The 18,996-nt window shown below is 66.6% G+C and carries 11 protein-coding genes; 2 read left to right on the top strand and 9 right to left on the bottom strand.

Annotation, left to right across the window (positions count from 1 at the left end; genetic code table 11):
- Nucleotides 1–88: 88 nt before the first annotated feature.
- The 7 genes from ACZ5CR_RS33755 to ACZ5CR_RS33785 form a co-directional block, all read right to left on the bottom strand.
- Nucleotides 89–2,269 carry a protein kinase family protein gene (locus tag ACZ5CR_RS33755; RefSeq protein WP_468864581.1) on the bottom strand — a complete coding sequence of 727 codons (2,181 nt, stop codon included), beginning with the start codon at nt 2,267–2,269 and terminating at the stop codon, nt 89–91.
- A 2-nt stretch (nt 2,270–2,271) separates the two neighbouring features.
- Nucleotides 2,272–3,030 carry a hypothetical protein gene (locus tag ACZ5CR_RS33760; protein WP_468864583.1) on the bottom strand — a complete coding sequence of 253 codons (759 nt, stop codon included), beginning with the start codon at nt 3,028–3,030 and terminating at the stop codon, nt 2,272–2,274.
- 86 nt (nt 3,031–3,116) lie between these two features.
- A complete protein-coding gene (locus tag ACZ5CR_RS33765; RefSeq protein WP_468864585.1) occupies nt 3,117–3,953 on the bottom strand; it encodes a vWA domain-containing protein in 837 nt (278 codons plus the stop codon).
- 184 nt (nt 3,954–4,137) lie between these two features.
- Nucleotides 4,138–7,836 carry a caspase, EACC1-associated type gene (locus tag ACZ5CR_RS33770; RefSeq protein ID WP_468864588.1) on the bottom strand — a complete coding sequence of 1,233 codons (3,699 nt, stop codon included), beginning with the start codon at nt 7,834–7,836 and terminating at the stop codon, nt 4,138–4,140.
- Nucleotides 7,833–8,225 (bottom strand): hypothetical protein, encoded by a 393-nt coding sequence (locus ACZ5CR_RS33775; RefSeq protein WP_468864590.1) that lies wholly within the window; start codon nt 8,223–8,225, stop codon nt 7,833–7,835. Before ACZ5CR_RS33775 ends, ACZ5CR_RS33770 begins: the two co-directional genes overlap by 4 nt.
- Nucleotides 8,226–8,288: 63 nt before the next feature.
- Nucleotides 8,289–8,756: a restriction endonuclease gene (locus ACZ5CR_RS33780; protein ID WP_468864592.1), complete on the bottom strand. Its 468-nt coding sequence runs from the start codon at nt 8,754–8,756 to the stop codon at nt 8,289–8,291.
- 218 nt (nt 8,757–8,974) lie between these two features.
- Nucleotides 8,975–9,196 carry a hypothetical protein gene (locus ACZ5CR_RS33785; RefSeq protein ID WP_468864593.1) on the bottom strand — a complete coding sequence of 74 codons (222 nt, stop codon included), beginning with the start codon at nt 9,194–9,196 and terminating at the stop codon, nt 8,975–8,977.
- A gap of 295 nt (nt 9,197–9,491) precedes the next feature.
- Here ACZ5CR_RS33785 and pglW point away from each other — a divergent pair, with 295 nt between their 5' ends.
- Both pglW and pglX read left to right on the top strand, forming a co-directional pair.
- A complete protein-coding gene (gene pglW, locus ACZ5CR_RS33790; RefSeq protein WP_468864596.1) occupies nt 9,492–14,219 on the top strand; it encodes a BREX system serine/threonine kinase PglW in 4,728 nt (1,575 codons plus the stop codon).
- Nucleotides 14,191–17,814 carry a BREX-2 system adenine-specific DNA-methyltransferase PglX gene (pglX, locus tag ACZ5CR_RS33795; RefSeq protein ID WP_468864597.1) on the top strand — a complete coding sequence of 1,208 codons (3,624 nt, stop codon included), beginning with the start codon at nt 14,191–14,193 and terminating at the stop codon, nt 17,812–17,814. Before pglW ends, pglX begins: the two co-directional genes overlap by 29 nt.
- Before the next feature lie 64 nt (nt 17,815–17,878).
- Here pglX and ACZ5CR_RS33800 read toward each other — a convergent pair whose 3' ends face one another.
- Both ACZ5CR_RS33800 and ACZ5CR_RS33805 read right to left on the bottom strand, forming a co-directional pair.
- Nucleotides 17,879–18,088 (bottom strand): DUF397 domain-containing protein, encoded by a 210-nt coding sequence (locus tag ACZ5CR_RS33800; protein WP_468864599.1) that lies wholly within the window; start codon nt 18,086–18,088, stop codon nt 17,879–17,881.
- Nucleotides 18,070–18,912, bottom strand: coding sequence for a helix-turn-helix domain-containing protein (locus ACZ5CR_RS33805; RefSeq protein ID WP_468864602.1), 843 nt, complete (start codon nt 18,910–18,912; stop codon nt 18,070–18,072). The genes ACZ5CR_RS33800 and ACZ5CR_RS33805 overlap by 19 nt, the downstream gene beginning before the upstream one ends.
- Nucleotides 18,913–18,996: the final 84 nt, after the last annotated feature.

Genomic DNA, 18,996 nt, shown 5'->3' on the forward strand with positions numbered 1-18,996 from the left:
GAATGGCGGCACATGATGTCGATGCCGGAAGAACGGCCACCGGCACCGCCGCAAAGGCCTCCGATGCCCTCGGCAGGCGGTCGTGACCTCAGCGACCGATGTAGAGGAACCGCAAATAGCACATCAACGATAGTTCGCGCTGCCGGAGCTTGGCAGCCTCGACGGAGTCGCTCAGTGTCCCGTGGAGCGCGCTGTTCTGCTGGAGTCCGACCGTGCGCCTACCGAAATCCTGCCGCTGCTGTCGGGCCCGATCGCCCGCAACCGAGTTCTCTTGGGTCAGTCGGTCCTGACCGTCCACCATCTGCTTCCGTGCCTTCACTCGCAGAGCATCGGTCTCGGATTCCACATCCTTGCGCCGGGCGACGAACTGGGCTCGCCGACGGTCGACGCCTTGCTCGATCGGCTGTCGCTCCGACGTACTGAGCGAGGTCGGTTGCCGTGCCTCAGCGGAAGCAACCAGGCGTCTGCGCCAGACATCGAGAGCGATGGCTTTGGCCTCGCCGATGCCGTGGACGTCGATGACCCGGCCACTGCTCAGCACAAGGACGGCACCGGTGCTGTTGTAGTGGGTGTTCTGCACGGGTCGATAGCCCGTGAAGTCGGCTGCTGTTCGGATGCCCGCCGCCGCCAGGCGCGAGGCGAGCTTCGGCCCGATGCCTGTCGGCGGAGACTGGGCGATCAGCCGTCGGCCGAGCTGATCCCGCACGTATGCCGACTGCTTCTCGGAGAGCGCCTTGGCCAGGGCTCTGCGGAGTTCTTCCGCGAGCCCGTCGATCTTCCTATCCATGTCGCGCTGCTTGCGGACCTTGCGCTTCTCGGCCTCCTTGAGCTCGGCGTGGTATTGGGCCGTGAGTTTGCCCTGGGCGCGCGGGAAGGCAGCGGTCCGCTTCGCCTCCGCTGCGTCGAACTTCGCCCGGTCCTTGTGCAGCTTCTCTGCTGCCTTGATCGGGTCGTCGAGCTGGGCCAGTTCATTCGTCAGCTTGGCAAGGGCCGCCCGTGCGTGAGTCCGCTCCGCACGGCGGCTCCGGGCGAACGCTGTGAACGCGACCGCAGCGAGAACGGGCATCCCCGGTCCGATCGGTGACGCCGAGAACCCCACGATGCCCATCAGGACGGTCGCGACCAACATCAGCGGAAGAAGCACGGCAGTGGCAATATCCAGCCACGTCCGGGTACGGAAGCCGTCCGGGGCAGCGTCCGAGGACACAGTCGGCATGGGCATGGCTTGCGGAGAGACATGCCCCGTCATCCATCCCGGCAGGCCGCCTGGACCTGGAGCAGTAGCTGCAGGGCCGGCAGCCGTTGCCGCTGAGTTCGTCGCGGCGACCCGTTGCTTGGGAACGGCCAGGGCGAGCGGCGGCAGCACGTCCAACGGCTGGAAGGCCAAGGACCGGACCTGGTCGGCGAGACCGCTCACCGTCCGGTCGGGGTGGGCCAGCAGCGTCTGCAGTCTCGTGGAGCCACCCGGACTCTTGAAGTCATCCTCGGTGAGCAGCAGGAACTCGCCACTCGGCTCGTGCAGCCGATTCCACAGAGCGGGATCGGAGGCGATCGCTTTGAGCGACAGAAATATGACCCAGGCGGAGAACCGGTCCAGTGACGCCCCGAAGTCATCATTCCCGCGCATGGGCGACTGGTAGTTGCGGTGTCCTCGCTCAGTACCGCCCATTCCATCGAGTGCGGGGACGTACATCCCGTCGTAGTCGACCAGTCGTAGCGTGTCATCGCCTGCTACGAGCAGGTTGCCGTGCTGAAGGTCGCCGTGGGCTATCTCGTGGGCGGCCAGATCACGGGTCAGCGCCTCGAACCGGTCTGCCATACGGTCGACGGCGAACCCGTGGGCATGATTGTCGTCGAGCCAGGAGGACAGTGTGACGGCCTCGGCCCATTCCATTTTCAGGATGGGATAGTGATCCTGCCCGACGCTGATGGCGGAAGGGAGGTACTCGAATCCAAGATTCCACGGTTGCGAGAGCTCGGCCGGGTTCAGTCCTGCGAGCCGGGAGCTGATGGCCTGATAGCGACGCTCCTGGTCCGGGACGTGTCGGGTGAAGCATTTGATCGCGTAACGCCGACCTGAGGTGTTCGAGGTCAGCGAGAAGACACTCGCGAAGGCGCCGGAGATGGCTCGAGGTAGGCCGAGCTTGGTCAGTTCCGGCCGTGCGCCTTGGAGTTCGGGGTGCCGGAAGCACAACTGAGTGTGCTGCAAAGCCTCCGCGTATTCGGCACCGCTCGGAAATTGACGCTGCGGACCGGTGGCCGGGCCCACGTTCACCGCCCCTCGAAATCGATCCGTACGAGTGCCACGTCGTCGTTGCGCAATTGCCGGCGCTCCCGTAGACCACTCAGCCAATTCTTGAACTTGTCCAGGTCGTCAGGCCCGGCGTACTCCAGCAACTGATTCACGGCGTCCTCCTGGTCGGAGACTGACAAGAGCCACGCGGCCAGGGCGTCCGTCATCAGGAGTAGCCGGTCGCCGGGGCCGCACCGGCCTTCGGTGAAGCACGTGCGGCGGGCAAGCAATGCCACGTCATGGTTGCGACTGCCGAACAGATCGGGAGTCAAGCCGAATTCCTCGGCTGTCGACACCGGGAACGCCTGTACCAGCTGATCGTTGTGCAAGTGGAAAAGGCAGCTGTCCCCGAGCGCCGCAGCGCGCCATCGCCAGGTCGGTTCAGCCGTACCGGAATCGGAAGCGGCGACCGGGTCGACGCGCACGGTGAGCAGGGTCGCGTAGGCACCCTCTGCCATCTTGGTGTGCTCGTACCACTTCAGTGGGCGCCCTTCGTCGTGGCGCGCCTGTGTGTACTGCCCGAGCCAGGGCTCCCACTGGGAGACAGCCGACGATGCGAAGTCCTCGAAGGCGGCGCCACCTCCCAACAGGTCCGGCCGTTCCATGGCACACTCGGCCGCCGCACGGGACAGCAGCCTGGCCCAGTCCTTGGCCAGTGCGCTCTCCGTCGCACCGTCGCAGACACCCGCTGTGAGCGGCTCCTGCAGCTCGTCGTCGTGCGGGCGGCCGGGAATCACGGCGACAGCGTCTTCGCATTCCGCGTCCGTACTTCCGTGCTTGGGAGCCACGAACTGCGTGACGTACACGCATGATGTGGAAGTCGTCACCGCAGTTCAGTGGCCCGAGTGCCGATGTCGAGGAACTGCACGACGGTGGTGATGTCCGCGTTGTAGACGAATCCCCGGGTGGTCTCGCTGACCCGCTGCCCCTGTGAGGCTGCGTACGAACGCATGTGGCTGGGTAGCGGGCTCGACATGGCGAACAAGGTCCGGGCGTAGCTGTCGGGGAGACCACTGTCCGTGTCCGGGAAGGCAGTGGGAGTGCCGCCTGCAGCGGACACGTGCAGGTTGAACAGCAGCGCCGCTCCGTCGGCGGTGGCGTGCGAGGTGACGGCCTCGGCAGCCGCGGTGGGGTCGCCGTCGGTGGACTCTCCGTCCGTCAGGTTGATGACGATGGGCGGGAAACTGGCCGGGAAGCGCTCGGTCCACCCGGCGACAAGGCTCTCGGCGTATTGGAGCGCGCGGTTCATGGGAGTTCCGCCGTGGGCGATCGGGTCCATCCACAGCGGAAAGCTGACCGCTGTTTCCACCAGGCCGCCGGCACCGTCAGGCACTTTCTTGCTTCGCTCGTCGACGCGGGCCGGGTTGTCCGCCACCTCGCTGAGAGGGACGATGTCCCGGCCCGCCAGCGACCCCGCGAAGGCTGAGCCCACGGTGGCGCCGTAGCCGATGACCGCGACGTGGAAGTAGTCGCGTACGCCTTCCTCTTTTGCGCACTTGACCGAGAGTTCGGTGAGTAGCCGGTTGATGGCATCGGCGACGACATCAGCCTTCTGCTGGGGAACTTCACCGCCAATGGGATCGCTCATAGAGGTCGACTGATCGACCAGGAAGATGATGCTCGTCGGGTTGCTGCGGCTGATCTCTGCCGTGTACGGCACATTGAGCTCCTGGCGGGCTGCGAAGAAAGCGGTCGTCGGAGAGGCTCGGACGACATGCTGACGGGCCGGTGGTGGCCGCCGTCGTGCAGGTCAAGTCAGTGAGATCCCCCAACTCCACTGTAGTGTGCAGGAATTGGCGGCGGGCATATTCAGGTTGATCTCTACGAAATTCCGCGCTTCGCCCTCATTGGCCGCTGAGCCGGTCCATCACCCGTTCCACTCGGCCGGCCCACACGTGCCAGGCGGGCAGTCGCACGCCGTTCGGCAACAGGGCCGCGTGACTGAGCGCGAGCCTCAGGTGGCGTGCGCCTTCCATGTCGGCGGGCGCCCCGTGATCCAGCTGGACCTGGGCCGCGTCCGTGCCCCGGCGGACGTCGAAGTCGTAGGGATAGCCGTCAACCGTGATGTTCCGGTCGAGCTGGACTCCGGAGATCTTGCCCGTCAGGAGATGTTGAAGCCGGTCGCCGACAAGCTCGTCGCCCTGTCCGGACTCCGCGGCGGACGAGACCCGTGCAGTTTTGGCCTCAGCAGCGTCCAGGAGTGCGCGCGGCATCCCCGCACGCACCGACCAGAAGTCACGGCCCCCGAACACGATGAGATGCGAACGAGCACGAGTGATGGCCACGTTCCACAGGTTGACCTCGCGGCACAGCCAGCTGACCGCGCTGGGGCGCATTCTTTCGCCCGCGACCAGTGACAGCAGAATCACGTCCTGCTGCCCTCCCTGGAACGTGTGCACCGTACCGACCCGCACGCGCGGCTCGTGCTCCCAGCGCTTGGCGATCAAGTCTTTCTGGGCGCGGAACGGGGTGACGACTCCTACCGTCGAGCCTTGAGGAAGCCGCTTCAGCAACCGCTCCACCGAAATATGGACGCGGTCCGCCTCCTCCTGGTTCATCCAGGACCCGCTGCCGCCTCTGCGCGCCGTCCCCTCCACATCGAGCCACTGCACCGCGTCGACCCCTTCGAGGCGCCGCAACGAGCGAGGCTCGGTAAGGACGGTCAGCCGGTCGCCGTAGCAATGCCGGTTGGAGATGCCGACGATGTCCGGGTGGCAGCGGAAGTGCTCGTCCAGCAGCAGGGTCTTCCCCGCCGCATGGGCGGCCGCATGGAACGAGGAGTATCGCCGGTGCTCGAGCCGGTGTTCGTCGAGCCAGCTGGCCCGCAGCCCCGCCCCACGGTGTGCCTCGGCCTCCTGCCGGGGCTGAAGGGTGGTGATGTGCTGCAACTGCATGGGGTCGCCGATCACGAGGGCCCGACGTGCGCGAAAGAGCAGAGGGAGCACGTCCGGTGTGGAGCACTGGCTTGCCTCATCGACAATGACCAGGTCGAAGAGGGCGGCGCGGTCCCGGAATCGCCGTGGGGATCTCGCGGTGACGGCCCAGCCCGACACCTGCGGCAGGATGCGCTCCAAGGACGACCATTGGCGTGGCGACCGTGATTTCACGGCTTCGATGCGGTCGTGGATGGCCGCGCGGGCGGTCGTGGCCTGCTCTGCCACCGAAGTCTGCAGGAGTGCTGCCGCCGCCTCCCGAACCCGTCGATCGGTCTCACGAAGCGTCGTCAGGAGCTGGGTGTCGTCCGCGGCCGCAGCGGCTTCGGCGCCCGTCTGCCGCCAAGCGGCCTCTGCTTTCGCGAAACACACCAGGTCGTCGAACTCCCGACGCCCTGCGGCCTGCGCGGACAGCGGGGCGAGACCGCGCAGACATCGTCTTCGCAGCCACCCACCGAGCATCCCGAGGCGCGCTGCCGTGCGAGCCCGGCGCAGCCACCTGCCGAGGGAGACATCGTCGCCCAGAGCCGTAGCGAGCGTCTCGGGGTCGCCATGGTGTTGTTCGGCGTAGGCGAAGCGGAGCCGTCCGAGGTCGGCGAGCTCCCGCTCCCGGGCGGCGGCCTCCGAGAGTTGTCGGCGCAGCGTCTTCTGCTCGCGAAGATGGTTCCGCAGTTCGCCTCGGTGCATCTGGGACGACTGGTGGGGCTGCACGCTGCGGGTCAGCTTCTCCAACGTTCGCAGCTCTTCATCGACGGCTGTCTGGTTGCCCGTACGTACGAGAAGACCCGGAGCCAGGGCTTCGCAGCGCTCCCAGACCTCGTCCACCGCTTTGTTGTTGGTGGAGGCTACGAGCACGGTCTGGCCGGCCGCTCTGGCCGTGGCAACCGCATTGACGATGAGCTGGCTCTTCCCGGTGCCAGGCGGTCCGGTGGCGACGGTGAGCGGGCGGACCATCGCCGCCCGGATGACCGCTTCCTGTCCTTCGTTCAGTTCCAGCGGTGCGACGACCTGCACCTCCTGCTCAGCGCTCTCGTCCACCGCCTGGTCCGCCGTCGCGGTGAGCGCCCCGAGCGCGGTGTCCGGGAACTGCCCGACGCTCTTCTGCAGCGTTTTGTAGTCCTTCATCAGCTGTGCAGTGGCCGCCGAGTCCGACCGTGCGGCGAAAACGATCGCCACATTGCGGGCGCCCTCGTGCGCGGCGTAGAGCGAGCTGCCGTCGCCGAGCGATCCGGGATCGAGGTGCTCTGTATCGGGCAGCCCCAGTTCCTGCAGCAGACTCCGCAGGTCACGGACCATGTCTTCCCGGAACCCCGGACGCCAGTTGGGCTGGTAGGCGGCGAGCAGTTCCCTTCCTTCGTCCTTGCCCAACCGGTCGAGAACAAGTTGGGGATGCAGGACGATCGGCCCGGTGGGCATCACCACGCTGCGTCCCTGCGGATCGCGTTCGACCTCGATCTGACGCATGGCAAGCGGCGCGCACATCTGCCGTTTGCCGTCGTAGAGAACAGCGGCGGGGTACCCGTACCAGAGGTCCGCACTGTCCTTCTGCGCACGCTCGGCGAGGTCCACGACGCGTTCTGGCGCTTGTACTGTGGATTCCGTACCGGAGAGCAGAACTTCCTCCCCAGCGGGCCAGACCGCGCGTGGAGGGTCGCTGCCCACCAGCGGCAGCAGTTCGTCGGTGGAATTCTCCGCCTCCAGGCAGTGCTGGTAGTACGCCAGCAGCCGACTCCAGTCAGCGTCGGTGAAGGAAGAGTCGTCGTGCGCTGCCTCGGCAGCCTTGACCGGTGCCGGTGTCACGCCTCCCGCTCCGTCGGAGACTGCGGTGAGACCGGCAGGCAACGGCTTGAGGGCGGGGATCTGACGGCCGGTGGAGGCAGTGGCGAGATAGATGTCGCCGGTCACCTGCAGACTGGACTGCGTCGGTGTCTGCCTGCGTCCGTCAGGTGCTTTACGCAGGTCACGGCTGATGTACTGGAAAAGGTCGTTCGCCGAGACCCTCCCGTCACCGTCCAGGTCCGCTTGTCCCGAGTGCAGACCTTCGACCATCGCTTTGGTGAACTGCGAGGGCTGGTCCGCATCGGTGGTGAAGGCCTGTTCCCAGTGCTGCGAAGCGGTGATGACGTACACACCGCTGGCCTCGACCACCGGTGCAGTGGCCGAGTGAGTGGCCCCCTTGCTGCGAAAGCCCTGTACTGCGCTGCCGCTGAAACAGCAGTCGAGCAGCAGGACCTTGCGCCGCGCGGCGCATTTCTCCAACTGGTCGGTAACGTAGGAGGCTTCGAGTGCTGTCTGCTGGAGCCGGTCAGCCTCGGTGTCCGTGGTGACGTAGTAGAGCTGACCGTCCTCACGGTCGTACGCCCCGTGGCCGCTGAGATAGAGCACGACCAGTTCGTCCGGCTCACGGTCCCTGAGGAACTCTTCGACGGCCTGCTTGATAGCCGCCTTCGACGAGTCCTCGACCCGTACACATTTCTCGTACCTGCCGACCGCAGGCATCTCCAGGATCTGGCTCAAGTAGTGAACATCCGCGCGTACGGAAGGCAGAGCGGAGAATTGCGCGTCCTCATAGACAGCGGTGCCCACGAGCAAGGCATGCTGACGGCTCATCGCTCGTCTCCCGGACCGGCGCTCCGTCCGTCCTGGCCGTCCCGTAGCGCCTTCACCTCACGCCCGGACACTCCGCCCTGGAACTCCGTGACCGTGCCGTCGGAGTGCACGACACGCACCTTGCGGCTCTTACGGACGTCGACCCACGCCTTGATGGCAGTTCGCGCCAGCGCGAAGGTGCCCGTGGTGAGGATGAGCACGACCTCCGGGGTCAGCAGTTCCGCCCCCTTCGCACTCTCCGCGTCTCCCTGCCCTTCAGAAGGGGCGAAGCGCACCTGGGCTCCGTTCAGCCTGCGCAGAGCATCGCGTAGCTCTCGCGCTTCTAGCTCCGCATGCCGCGGGTCGGCACCGAAAACCTGGATCTGCGCGGACTCGATTTCGTCGGACATGTTCTCCCTCATATCGCCAACTCGCTTACTTGCGCCCAGGATTACCCGCGCTCCTGATGCCCGTCAGCCTCGTGATCTTTCCCGTCGCCATGCGGCGGTCGTCCAGCGCCTGCGTGGTGCGTCCACGTCCGCGATCCGCAGGATTCTGTACAGCGACTCGCCCATGTCCGCCCACCTCTCCAGCGCGTCCCGGTCCACCAGGTGGATCCCATAGCGTGGACCGCTGGCCCTCGCGGCCGCCGTAAATCCTCCGGTGGTGACGATCACCGCGAAGTGAGCACCGTGGTCGTGGCGGTACGTGCCGTTGACTCGCTGTACGTCCTGGTCCCCGACCCTGCGGTCCGGCCGCAGCCGCTTGCACTGCACGACGACCCGTCGTCGCGAACGGTCGACTACGAGTACGTCGGCGCCCTTGTCCCCGGCTCTGCCCACATGCTCCGCGGCCAGTCCGTCCCGACTCAGCAAGGAACAGACCGCCAGCTCGAACTCCCGGGGATCCAGGGCATCGAGATGCGCCAGCGAATATCGCACGGGCCCCGCAGGAAGCGCCGAGCGCCCACTCCACCTCCGTAGGGCCAGCCTCCCCGGCTTCAGCCCCAATCCCACTGCCGCGACGGCCAACACACTGCCCGTCCGCACCGGCCACTGCGCGGCCGCCTGCCACAGACCGCTGATTCCGGCCAGGCCCCCTATCCCCCACGCCCACCAGGGAATTGCCGCCCAGCCTCCTTGGCTCCGTCTGCGCCGCATCAGACGGCCGGGCCGAAGAGCGCAAACATGCCACCGGCCAGCCCGAACAACGCGAGGCCCGCCAGATCGGTGATCGTGACCAAGGTGAAGGTGTGGTCGCGGCAGCGCGCGAACAGCCCTCTGCGTCTACGACGACACGGCCGGTGGAAGGCCGTCGGACCGCCGCAACGCGACACCAGCGCGGTGCCACCGATCACCAGTAATGCCATGGCGAGCAGCATCAGATCCCCCGTCCCCCGCCTATGCCTCATGAGTATTCGGCAAAGCCGTCCGCCGCGACCAGTACTTCTTCGGCCGAGCTGGCCGAAATGGGGGCGTGTGGGAGTGCTGCCACGGCTATTTCCGCGCGTGCCCCTTGCACGCGCCCCCCAGCATCGACAGTTGCGGATCCACCCACGCCTTACCCGCCGCTGTCGGCCACCGCTAGGATTCCTTGAATCCGTGACGTGGTGGAACGGCATGTAGACACACCAACGGACAGTGGCTGGGGACAGATTCAAGGGGCGGGGACAGCACATGCGGCAAGGCCGGTGGACCACGGTCACCGAGTCGGAGTTCGACCATGAACACCGTGGCCTGGAAGCCATCCGGGAGAGGCTGGCGGACGCCGATCCCTGGCGCGCGTGGTCGAACTTCACCTTCACCGCCCACACCGGACACGTCCGCGAGGTCGACCTCCTCGTCGTCGCGCCAGGCGGCGTCTACATGATCGAGCTCAAGGACTGGCACGGCTCCGTGACCAGCGAGAACGGCACCTGGGTGCAGACCACCCCGGGTGGCCATCGTCGGCCGCACGGCAACCCGCTCCACCTCGTCAACAAGAAGGCGAAGGAACTGGCCTCGCTGCTCGGCCAGAACGGCAGGCGGGTGTGGGTCGGCGAGGCCGTCTGCTTCACCGACGGCGGGTTACGTGTCCGCCTGCCCGCCCACGATCAGAACGGCGTCCACACGGTCGACGAGCTGGTCACGATGCTGAAGCAGCCGCCGCGCGACGAGCGACGCCGCATCAACGCCGTCGAATCCCGTGAGATCAAGACCAAGCTCGAACGGATCGGCATCCGGCGCAGTGACGCCGAGTACAAGGTCGGCCCGTACCAACTGGACCGCAAGTCATTCGACTCCGGACCGACTTGGGCCGACTACAAGGCGAGCCACAGCGAGCTGCCCGAGGTGGCCCGGGTCCGCGTCTACCTCAGCGAGCGCGGGTCGGACGCCTCGCTGAGACGGTCGGTGGAGAACGCGGCCCGCCGCGAAGCAGCCGTGCTGCAACGCTTCAAGCACCCGGGCGTGGTCCAGCTCAAGCAGTACTACCCGTCCGGGCACTCCGCGGGCCCGTCCCTGATCTTCGACTACGACCCGCGCACGCTGCGCCTGGACGAGTACCTGCTCCAGCACGGCAAGGGGCTCGACATCCTCGGCAGGATGGCACTGGTCCGCCAGCTTGCCGAGACAATACGTTCCGCGCACTCCGCCCGCATCCACCACCGGGCGCTGGCCGCCCGTGCCGTTCACGTGGTCCCCCGCGACCGGGGCCGCCGCGGTCGGGCGGTCGGGGAGGACGCCGCCTGGCTCACCCCCCGCCTGGAGATATCGGACTGGCAGATCGCCACCCAGCGCGCGTCCGGCACGGACGGCGACAGCGGGCAGGGAGCGACCCGCTTCGCACCGACCGCGTTATCGGCGATGCACCTGGCGGAGGGCTCCGACCCGTATTTCGCCCCGGAGCTGACCGCTCTCAAGGCCGACCCGGTCTACCTGGACGTGTACGGCCTCGGTGTCCTCACGTACCTCCTGGTCACGGGCCGGGCCCCCGCCGCGAGCCAGGCCGAGCTGCTGGCCCGCCTTGAAGCCGGCGAGGGCCTTCGCCCCAGCTCTTTGGTCGACGACCTCTCCGAGGACATCGACTTCCTGGTGCAGGCGGCGACCGCCTACCGCCCCGGTCAACGTCTCTCCTCGGTCGACGAGTTCCTGGAGATGCTGGAGATCGTCGAGGACGGCCTGACCGCCCCGGTCTCGGCACCCGACCCCGAACCCGCCGAGGACCCCGAGAAGGACCCCCTCGAAGCGGTGGCCGGAGATGTTCTCGGCGGGCGCTGGGAAGTCCGGCGCCGCCTCGGAACCGGCTCCACCAGCCGAGCCTTCCTCGTCCGCGACCTGGAAGCGGAAGCGCGCAAGACCCGGCCCCTTGCCGTCCTGAAGGTGGCCCTCTCGGACAGCAGGGGCCAAGTCCTGGTCCACGAGGCCGAGGTGATGAACCGGCTGCGCCCCGACTCCCGCGTGATCCGGCTCGTCGAGCCGGAACCCCTGCACATCGGCTCGCGTACCGTCCTCGCCCTGGAGTACGTGGGCGACGAGCGCGAGGCCACTGAGCCGGACGCCGAGCCCTCCGATTCCAGCACCGGCGCCAGCACCAACACGCGCACCCGCCGCCGCGAGGAAACCGTCGCACGCCAGCTGCGCGAGCACGGCCGCCTGAAAATGGACCAGTTGGAGGCCTACGGCGACTACCTGTTCGGGGCCGTGGACTTCCTGGAGGGCGAGAGCGTCTGGCACCGTGACATCAAACCGGACAACATCGCCATACGCATCCGTCCCAACCGCACCCGCGAACTGGTCCTCATCGACTTCTCCCTGGCGGGCTACCCGGCGAAGGACTACGAGGCCGGTACGGACGGCTACCTCGACCCGTTCATCGGCAGCCTGACCCGCACCGCGTACGACTCGCACGCCGAGCGGTACGCGATAGCCGTCACCCTCCACCAGATGGCCTCGGGCGAATTGCCGAAATGGGGCGACGGCTCGCTCCCGCCGAGGATGACGGACGCGAAGGAGTTCCCGTACCCGACCGTCCAGGCCGACGCCTTCGAGCCCGCCGTACGGGACAGTCTGGTCGCCTTCTTCCGCAAGGCCCTCCACCGGGACGCGTCGAAGCGCTTCGCCGAGCTGAAGCCGATGCGGGACGCCTGGCGGAAGATCTTCCTGGACGCCACGCAGACGGTGCCGTCCAGCCACCGTTCCCGCCACCCCGAGCCCGCACCACAGGAGACCGCTGCCGGTGAGCGGTCCACGGCGATCGCGGACGCCGAGCCGCTCACCGCGGACGAACAGCGTGAGCGTCTGGCGGCGGCCGTCACCCGCGACACGCACCTGTCCGCGGCGGGTCTCACCCCGGCCGCCGAGTCCTTCCTCTACGGCCTCGGGATCACAACCGTCGGCGGCCTTCTCGACTACAGCCGCAGCAAGCTCCTCAACGCTCCGGGCCTGGGCACCAAGACCCGCACCGAGGTTCAGCGACGCCAGCGCCAGTGGGGCAAGCTGCTGCGCGAGGCCTCGCTCTCGCCGCTCACCCCGAAGGGCCGCGCGGAAGCGAAGGAGGAGCTCGCCCAGCTCACCGCCACCGGGTCAGCGGTGGCCGGAGCCACGGTTGTGGGTGAGGGAGCATCGCGGCTGACGGAGTCCGTCCTCCGCTCGGTGAGCCTGGACACCCTCGCCACCCTCTTCGTTCCGGAGCTGAACAACAACCGCTCCAACAGCAACAAGGTCGAGATGGTACGGCTGTTGCTGCGGCTGCCCGACGAGCGCGGAGAGCTGCCCGGCATCGGCGTCTGGCCCAAGCAGAAGGACGTCGCGGAAGCGCTCGGCCTGTCCGCCGGGCGCATTCCGCAGATGCTGAAGGAGGAGCGCAAGCGCTGGAAGAAGCACCCTGCGGTCCAGGCCCTGCGGGACGAGATCGTCGGCCTGCTGGTGGGCCTCGGCCGGGTCGCCCCCGCCGTGGAGATCGCCGATGCCCTCGCCGTACGACGCGGTACGCAGCTGCCGGGGCGCGAGCAGCGTCGCGCGCTCGCCCTGGCGGCGGTGCGGGCCGTCGTGGAGGTCGAGCAACTCCAGCCGGAGGAGGCCGAGTTCCAGCACCAGGCCAACCGCAGGGCGACGGAGGACGTACTGGCGGCGGGCCTACTCGCGCTGGACGTGCGGGAAGGGGACGCCCCGGACACCCCGACGGCCCCGGGCCTCCTCGACTACGCGACCCGCCTGGGCAAGACGGCCGACCGCCTGACCCGTCTGGACACCCTGCCAACCGCCACGACGGTCCTGAGCGAACTGGGCGCACTCACCCCACCGCCCGGTGTCGTGGACTGGGACGAACGGCGACTGGTCGAACTGGCCGCCGCCGCGTCCGTGAACGCGGCGGCCACGCCCCGCCTGGAGATCTATCCGCGCGATCTGCCCTTGGTACGGGCCCTACGACTCACCCAGGCCGGTCTCGTACGGCTGATCGCGGGCGTACCGGAAGCCCGGCAGCCCGGCCTGACGGGCGAGGACGTCAACGAGCGGGTACGGGCTCGCTTCCCTGAACTGGTCATCAAGGACAGCCGGGGCGCGAGCACGCATGAGCTGCCGACCGGCGGCCCGCTGACCAAGGCATTGCGCGACGCCGGATTCGACCTCACCCTCTCGACGCGCGAGGACACGAGGACGCCCCGCTATCTGCCGACGCGGATGGACAGTGCGTCCACCTATCTGACGGTCGCGGACTGGCGGCAGTCGACGGAGGCCGGCGCGGTGACGCGCTACTCCGATGACCCGCTGGTCGCGGGCGGGGTCCGCGCGGACGAGCGGCTCCTCGCCTCGGCCCGGCGGGACGGCTACCGGGTCCTGACCGTGCACCACGCCCGCACGGTCGAGGCGGTACGGAGGCTGGCGGGCCACCGCATCGGGGCGCAGGCGGTCTCCGTGACCGAACTCTTCCTGTCGTCGATGCACGCGCTTGTCCCTCCGGGCACGAAGCCGACGTGGGAGACGCTCTTGAAGGCGGACGTGGCCGAGCCGGGCTCACGGGGTGCGCTCAAATTCAGCGAGTACGCGCGGACCGCGTGGGGCGCGGTGGAACCGCAGGTACGGGAGCTGTTGGACCCTGGGGCCGGTTCGGGCCCGGTTCTGCTGACCGAGGCGGCCGTGTTCGCCCGGTACGACGGCATGGGCGTCCTGGACCGGCTCGCGGGGGCGGCGCGGCAGGGTGGGCGTGGGTTGTGGCTGCTGGTGCCGCAGGCGGACCCGGGGCGGGAGCCAAAGCTGGGCCACACGGCAGTGGCTTACCAGGCCGGCCTGGGCGAATGGATCGATCTTCCGGACTCGTGGGTCAAGAAGGACTACCTGTCCGGGACGGCGGGGGATGTGGGTGCCGTGGACGTGAACGCAACGAGGGGGAGCACAAGTGATCGACCGCAAGGGGCTGTTGAATGACCTTAAGCAGCAGGTCAAGTTAGCCGAGGCCGACCTCGGCAAGCAGGTCAAGGTAGTTGCGGAGGGGGAGAAACTGCGCGCCGAGTACGAGCGCGCACGCAAGCTGGGGCGCACGGCGGCCACGTGGAATTCGTGGTTGGACGACCGGGTCACGCAGGTCGCGGTGGCGTGGGTGCTGGGTACGGTCTTCGTCCGGTTCTGCGAGGACAACGGGCTGATACCCGAGCCGTACCTGACGGCCCCGGAACCGGATCGGCGGGACTTGGCGCTGGCTCGCTTCGAGGAGTACGTGGCGGAGTCCGAGGACCCGACGTACCGGGGCTGGCTTGAGCGGGCATTCGAGGAGCTCGGGGCGGGGCAGGCGGGGCGGCTGCTGTTCGACCGGCGGCACAATCCGCTGTTCCAGGTGCCGTTGTCGCATGACGGTGCGCGGGAGTTGGTGGACTTTTGGCGGGGGCGGGATGAGGGCGGCTTACTTGTCCATGACTTCACGGACCCTCTGGAGGAGGACGGGGACGGGACGCGGGGCTGGGATACGCGGTTCCTGGGTGACCTGTATCAGGACCTGAGCGAGGCGGCCCGTAAGACGTACGCGCTGCTTCAGACACCGGAGTTCGTGGAGGAGTTCATCCTCGACCGGACGATGAATCCGGCGGTACGGGAGTTCGGGTACGAGGGCCTGAAGATGATCGACCCTACGTGTGGGTCGGGGCACTTTGTGCTGGGGGCGTTTCGGCGGTTGGTGCGGCTGTGGGCGGATGGGCGGCCCGGTAAGGACGTGCACGAGCGGGTGCGGGAGGCGCTGGACTCCGTGCATGGGGTGGACTTGAACCCGTTCGCGGTGGCTGTTGCTCGGTTCCGGTTGCTGGTGGCGGCTATGGCTGCGGGTGGGGTTCGGACGCTGGCGGAGGCGGCCAAGTATGAGTGGCCTATTCATCTGGCGGTGGGCGACTCGCTCATTAAGCACCGGCACAAGCAGGGGAACTTGTTTGACGGCTTGGAGGAGGAGGGGGCTGATGAGCTGGCCGACTTCAAGTACGAGACTGAGGATGTGCATGAGCACCCGGGGATTTTAGAGCCGGGGCGATATCACGTGGTGGTGGGAAATCCGCCTTACATTACAGTGAAGGACAATAAGCTCAATAAGCTTTACCGAGGCTTATACGACGCGTGCGCCGGAAAGTACGCGCTATCGGTGCCGTTTGCGCAACGATTCTTCGAGCTGGCGGTGGCTGGGGACGCCGACAGTGGGCACGGGTACGGATTAGTTGGCCAAATCACGGCGAATTCCTTCATGAAGAGAGAGTTCGGAACCAGGTTGATCGAGACGTATTTCGGCCACGAAGTGGAACTGAGTGAGGTAATAGACACTTCTGGGGCGTACATTCCGGGACACGGGACCCCCACTGTCATTCTGGTAGGCACGCGGCGCGGGGGAAACAGACGGTCCGGAACAATTCGCACTGTGCGTAGCGTCCAAGGCGAGCCTACGGCGCCGGATACGGGATCAGACGGCAAAGTATGGGAAGCGATTATCGCGCAAATCGACGAGCCTGGGTCAATCAGCCAATGGGTCTCCGTTGACGATTTGGATCGCCGACGCTTCTTCGGAAGACAGCCTTGGGTTTTGGCCGACGGCGGGCTTGAAATGATTGAGCAACTTGCCACCGAGGCCGCCAGATTCATGCAGGATATTACGACCGAATCGGGGATCACCTCTGTAACAGGCGAAGACGACCTTTACCTACTCCCTCCGAACGGAAGTGTCGGGCGCAACAGAATCGAACAAGCACGACCCATGGTCACAGGGGACGTGATTCGCGATTACCAGCTCACCCCGGCATTCGAGGCAGTGTGGGTCTACACACCAGACTTCAAGGTGCTTCCCCTCGCACAAGCCCCGAACATAGAGCGCTATCTACAGCCCTACAGATCAGCGATCTCACACCGCCGCCGATTCGGCACCCCAATGCTCCAGCGCGGGCTCACTTGGTATGAGTTCCAGGAACTTTACCCCAATAAGCTTCTAACATCCCTCAGTATAACGTTCGCATTTGTTGCCACCCACAACCATTTTGCGCTTGATCGAGGTGGAAAAGTATTCAAGCAGACTGCCCGAGTGATCAAGCTCCAACCGGACGTCACCGAGGATGAACACCTGCGACTTGTCGGGCTCCTAAGCAGCTCCACCGCTTGTTTCTGGCTCAAGATGGTCAGCCACAACAAGGGAGGTGGGGGAATCGGAGGAGGCATTGCGGAAGAGCATTGGGAGCAATTCTACGAATTCACGGGGACTAAGCTCCAAACATTCCCCCTTCCGGCAGAATACCCACTCGCACTTGTGGTTACTATTGACGCTTGCGCTCATCAGCTCGCCGCCGACAGTCCAGCAGGAATCGCAGCCAGCACCATACCCACCGCTTACAATCTGCGTGAAGGTCAGGCCGCCTGGCAATCAACCCGGGCGCGCATGATCGCTCTTCAAGAGGAACTAGACTGGCAAGTCTATTCTCTCTACAACCTTCACTCCGAAGACCTGCGCGCCTCCGAAGAGCCATACTCTCCCGATATTCCTGAACTCACCCTCGGCGAGCGCGCATTCGAGATCGTGCTTGCACGGCGTGTAGCAGCAGGCGACGCCAGTGACGAGTGGTTCAAACGGCACGGGTCTACGCCCATCACTGAGATCCCCTCCCACTGGCCCACCGCCTACCGCAAGGTCGTTCAGAAGCGGATCGATGCCATCGAATCGTCCCGCGCCCTCGGCATGATCGAGCGACCCGAGTACAAGCGGCGTTGGGCCACGGAAGGGTGGGACTCACTCCAAGAGAAAGCCCTGCAGAGCTGGCTGCTCGACCGGATCGAAGATCGCACTCACTGGTTCGACGAGAACGGGATGCCCACCCTCGTCGCCCTCTCCCGCCTCGCCGACAATCTCTCCCGCGACGGGGACTTCGTATCCGTCGCCAAGATCTACTCACCTCACAAGGAACTACGCGCCGTCGTCGCCGAGTTGATGTCGGACGAGCATGTGCCCTTCCTCTCCGCCCTGCGCTACAAGCCCGCCGCCCTCAAGAAGCGCGCGGACTGGGAGCACGTCTGGGATCTACAGCGGGAGGAAGACGCCGCTCCCGACGAGCCGGCCAAGCGAAAGATCCGGAACCGCATCCCCGTACCGCCGAAGTACACCTCCGCCGATTTCCTGCGCCCCTCCTACTGGCGAGCGCGCGGCAAGCTGGACGTGCCCAAGGAGCGGTTCATCTCGTACGCAAGGGCCAACGTCGCAACCCCCGATCTGTACGGCTGGGCAGGCTGGGACCACCGAGAGCAGGCGATCGCGCTCGACACCTACATCGCCACCCACGAGGGCCTGACCACCGAAGACGTCACCCCGCTTCTCGCCGGGCTGCTGGAACTCCAGCCCTGGCTGAACCAGTGGCACAACGAGCCCGACCCGCTCTTCTCCCCGACCCCCGCCAAGTTCTTCGAGGGCGACCGGCAGATGGAACAGGGCAAGCACGGCCTCACGGACGACGACCTGCGCGCCTGGCGCCCGGCCGCCGCGACCAGAGGGCGCCGCACCACCAAGAAGTAGCCTGCCAGCGACGCCAACGGCCCCGCGATCCGAACCGATCGCGGGGCCGCTTTGCCTTGCCTGATCAGCCGCTCAACTGCCCGTCCCTGATGGCTACAACGAAGGAGGACCATTCAGCAGCCGGGAACACGAGCACCGGACCGTTTCGCACTTTGCTGTCCTTCACAGGAACGACGGTGGCGAAGTCATCGGAGACCTCAACACACTGACCACCATCCGAGTTGCTGTAGCTACTCCTGCGCCAGGTGGCGGCGTTCAAGTCGATGGTTCGCATGGCACTTCCTCCAACACCCGCAGGATGTACTTCCGCGACTGGTCCGGGGACAGGGCCAAGTCGCGCACCGCATCGTACATTTGCTGAAGGTCCTCGACCTGGCTGGCCGCCTCGATGAGGTCGCCCCGGATCGCGCTCTCCACGTAGGCCACAGTGAGGCCGCCCGGTACTCGCAGAAACATGACGTCGGTATGCGAAAGGCTATGTGGTCCTGCACTGTGCGGAAGAACCTGAATGACCACCTGGGATCGCTCGGACATCTTGACCAGATGCTCCAACTGCTCACGCCAGGCAGCAGTGTCCCCCAACGGCATCCGCAGCACGGTCTCGGACAGGATCGTTCGGAAGTGCGGTGCGTCTTCTCCCTCTAGCAAGTCGCGCCGGGTCAACCGAGCTTTGACCTGCTGTTCCAGCTCCTTCCCCCTGAGCCGCCCGGCCGCCAGAACCTCCCTCGCGTACCCCGGCGTCTGAAGGAGCCCTGGAGGCACGCCTACCGCGAAGTGCCAAAGACTCACCGCCTCCGCCTCCAGCGCCATATACCGCCGATACCGCTCCCGGAACTGCGTATGGTCCCCGGCCGCCAGCTCCCACAGCGCCAGCAACAACCCCGGCGTCCCGTAGTGCGTATCGAGAGCCTGGACCACCTCCGGGCTACCCAGCGTCTCGCCCTTCTCCATCTTGCCGAACAACGACCAGTCCCACCCCAGCCGTTCGCCCAGCGCCCGCAGGCTCACCCCGCTCTCGCCCCGCAGCTTCCGCAACTCCTCGGCGAACCGCTGGCGGGGTTCCTGACTGCGGCCGGTGATGACGCGTCGTTGCGGCATACCGCTCCCTCCGGGACGTACGAGTGACCGACGTGGAACGTGTGGAACCACCTCCGCGCGGCGAGGAACCACCACCCCGCCCAC

The organism is Streptomyces sp. NPDC031274, assembly GCF_055570235.1.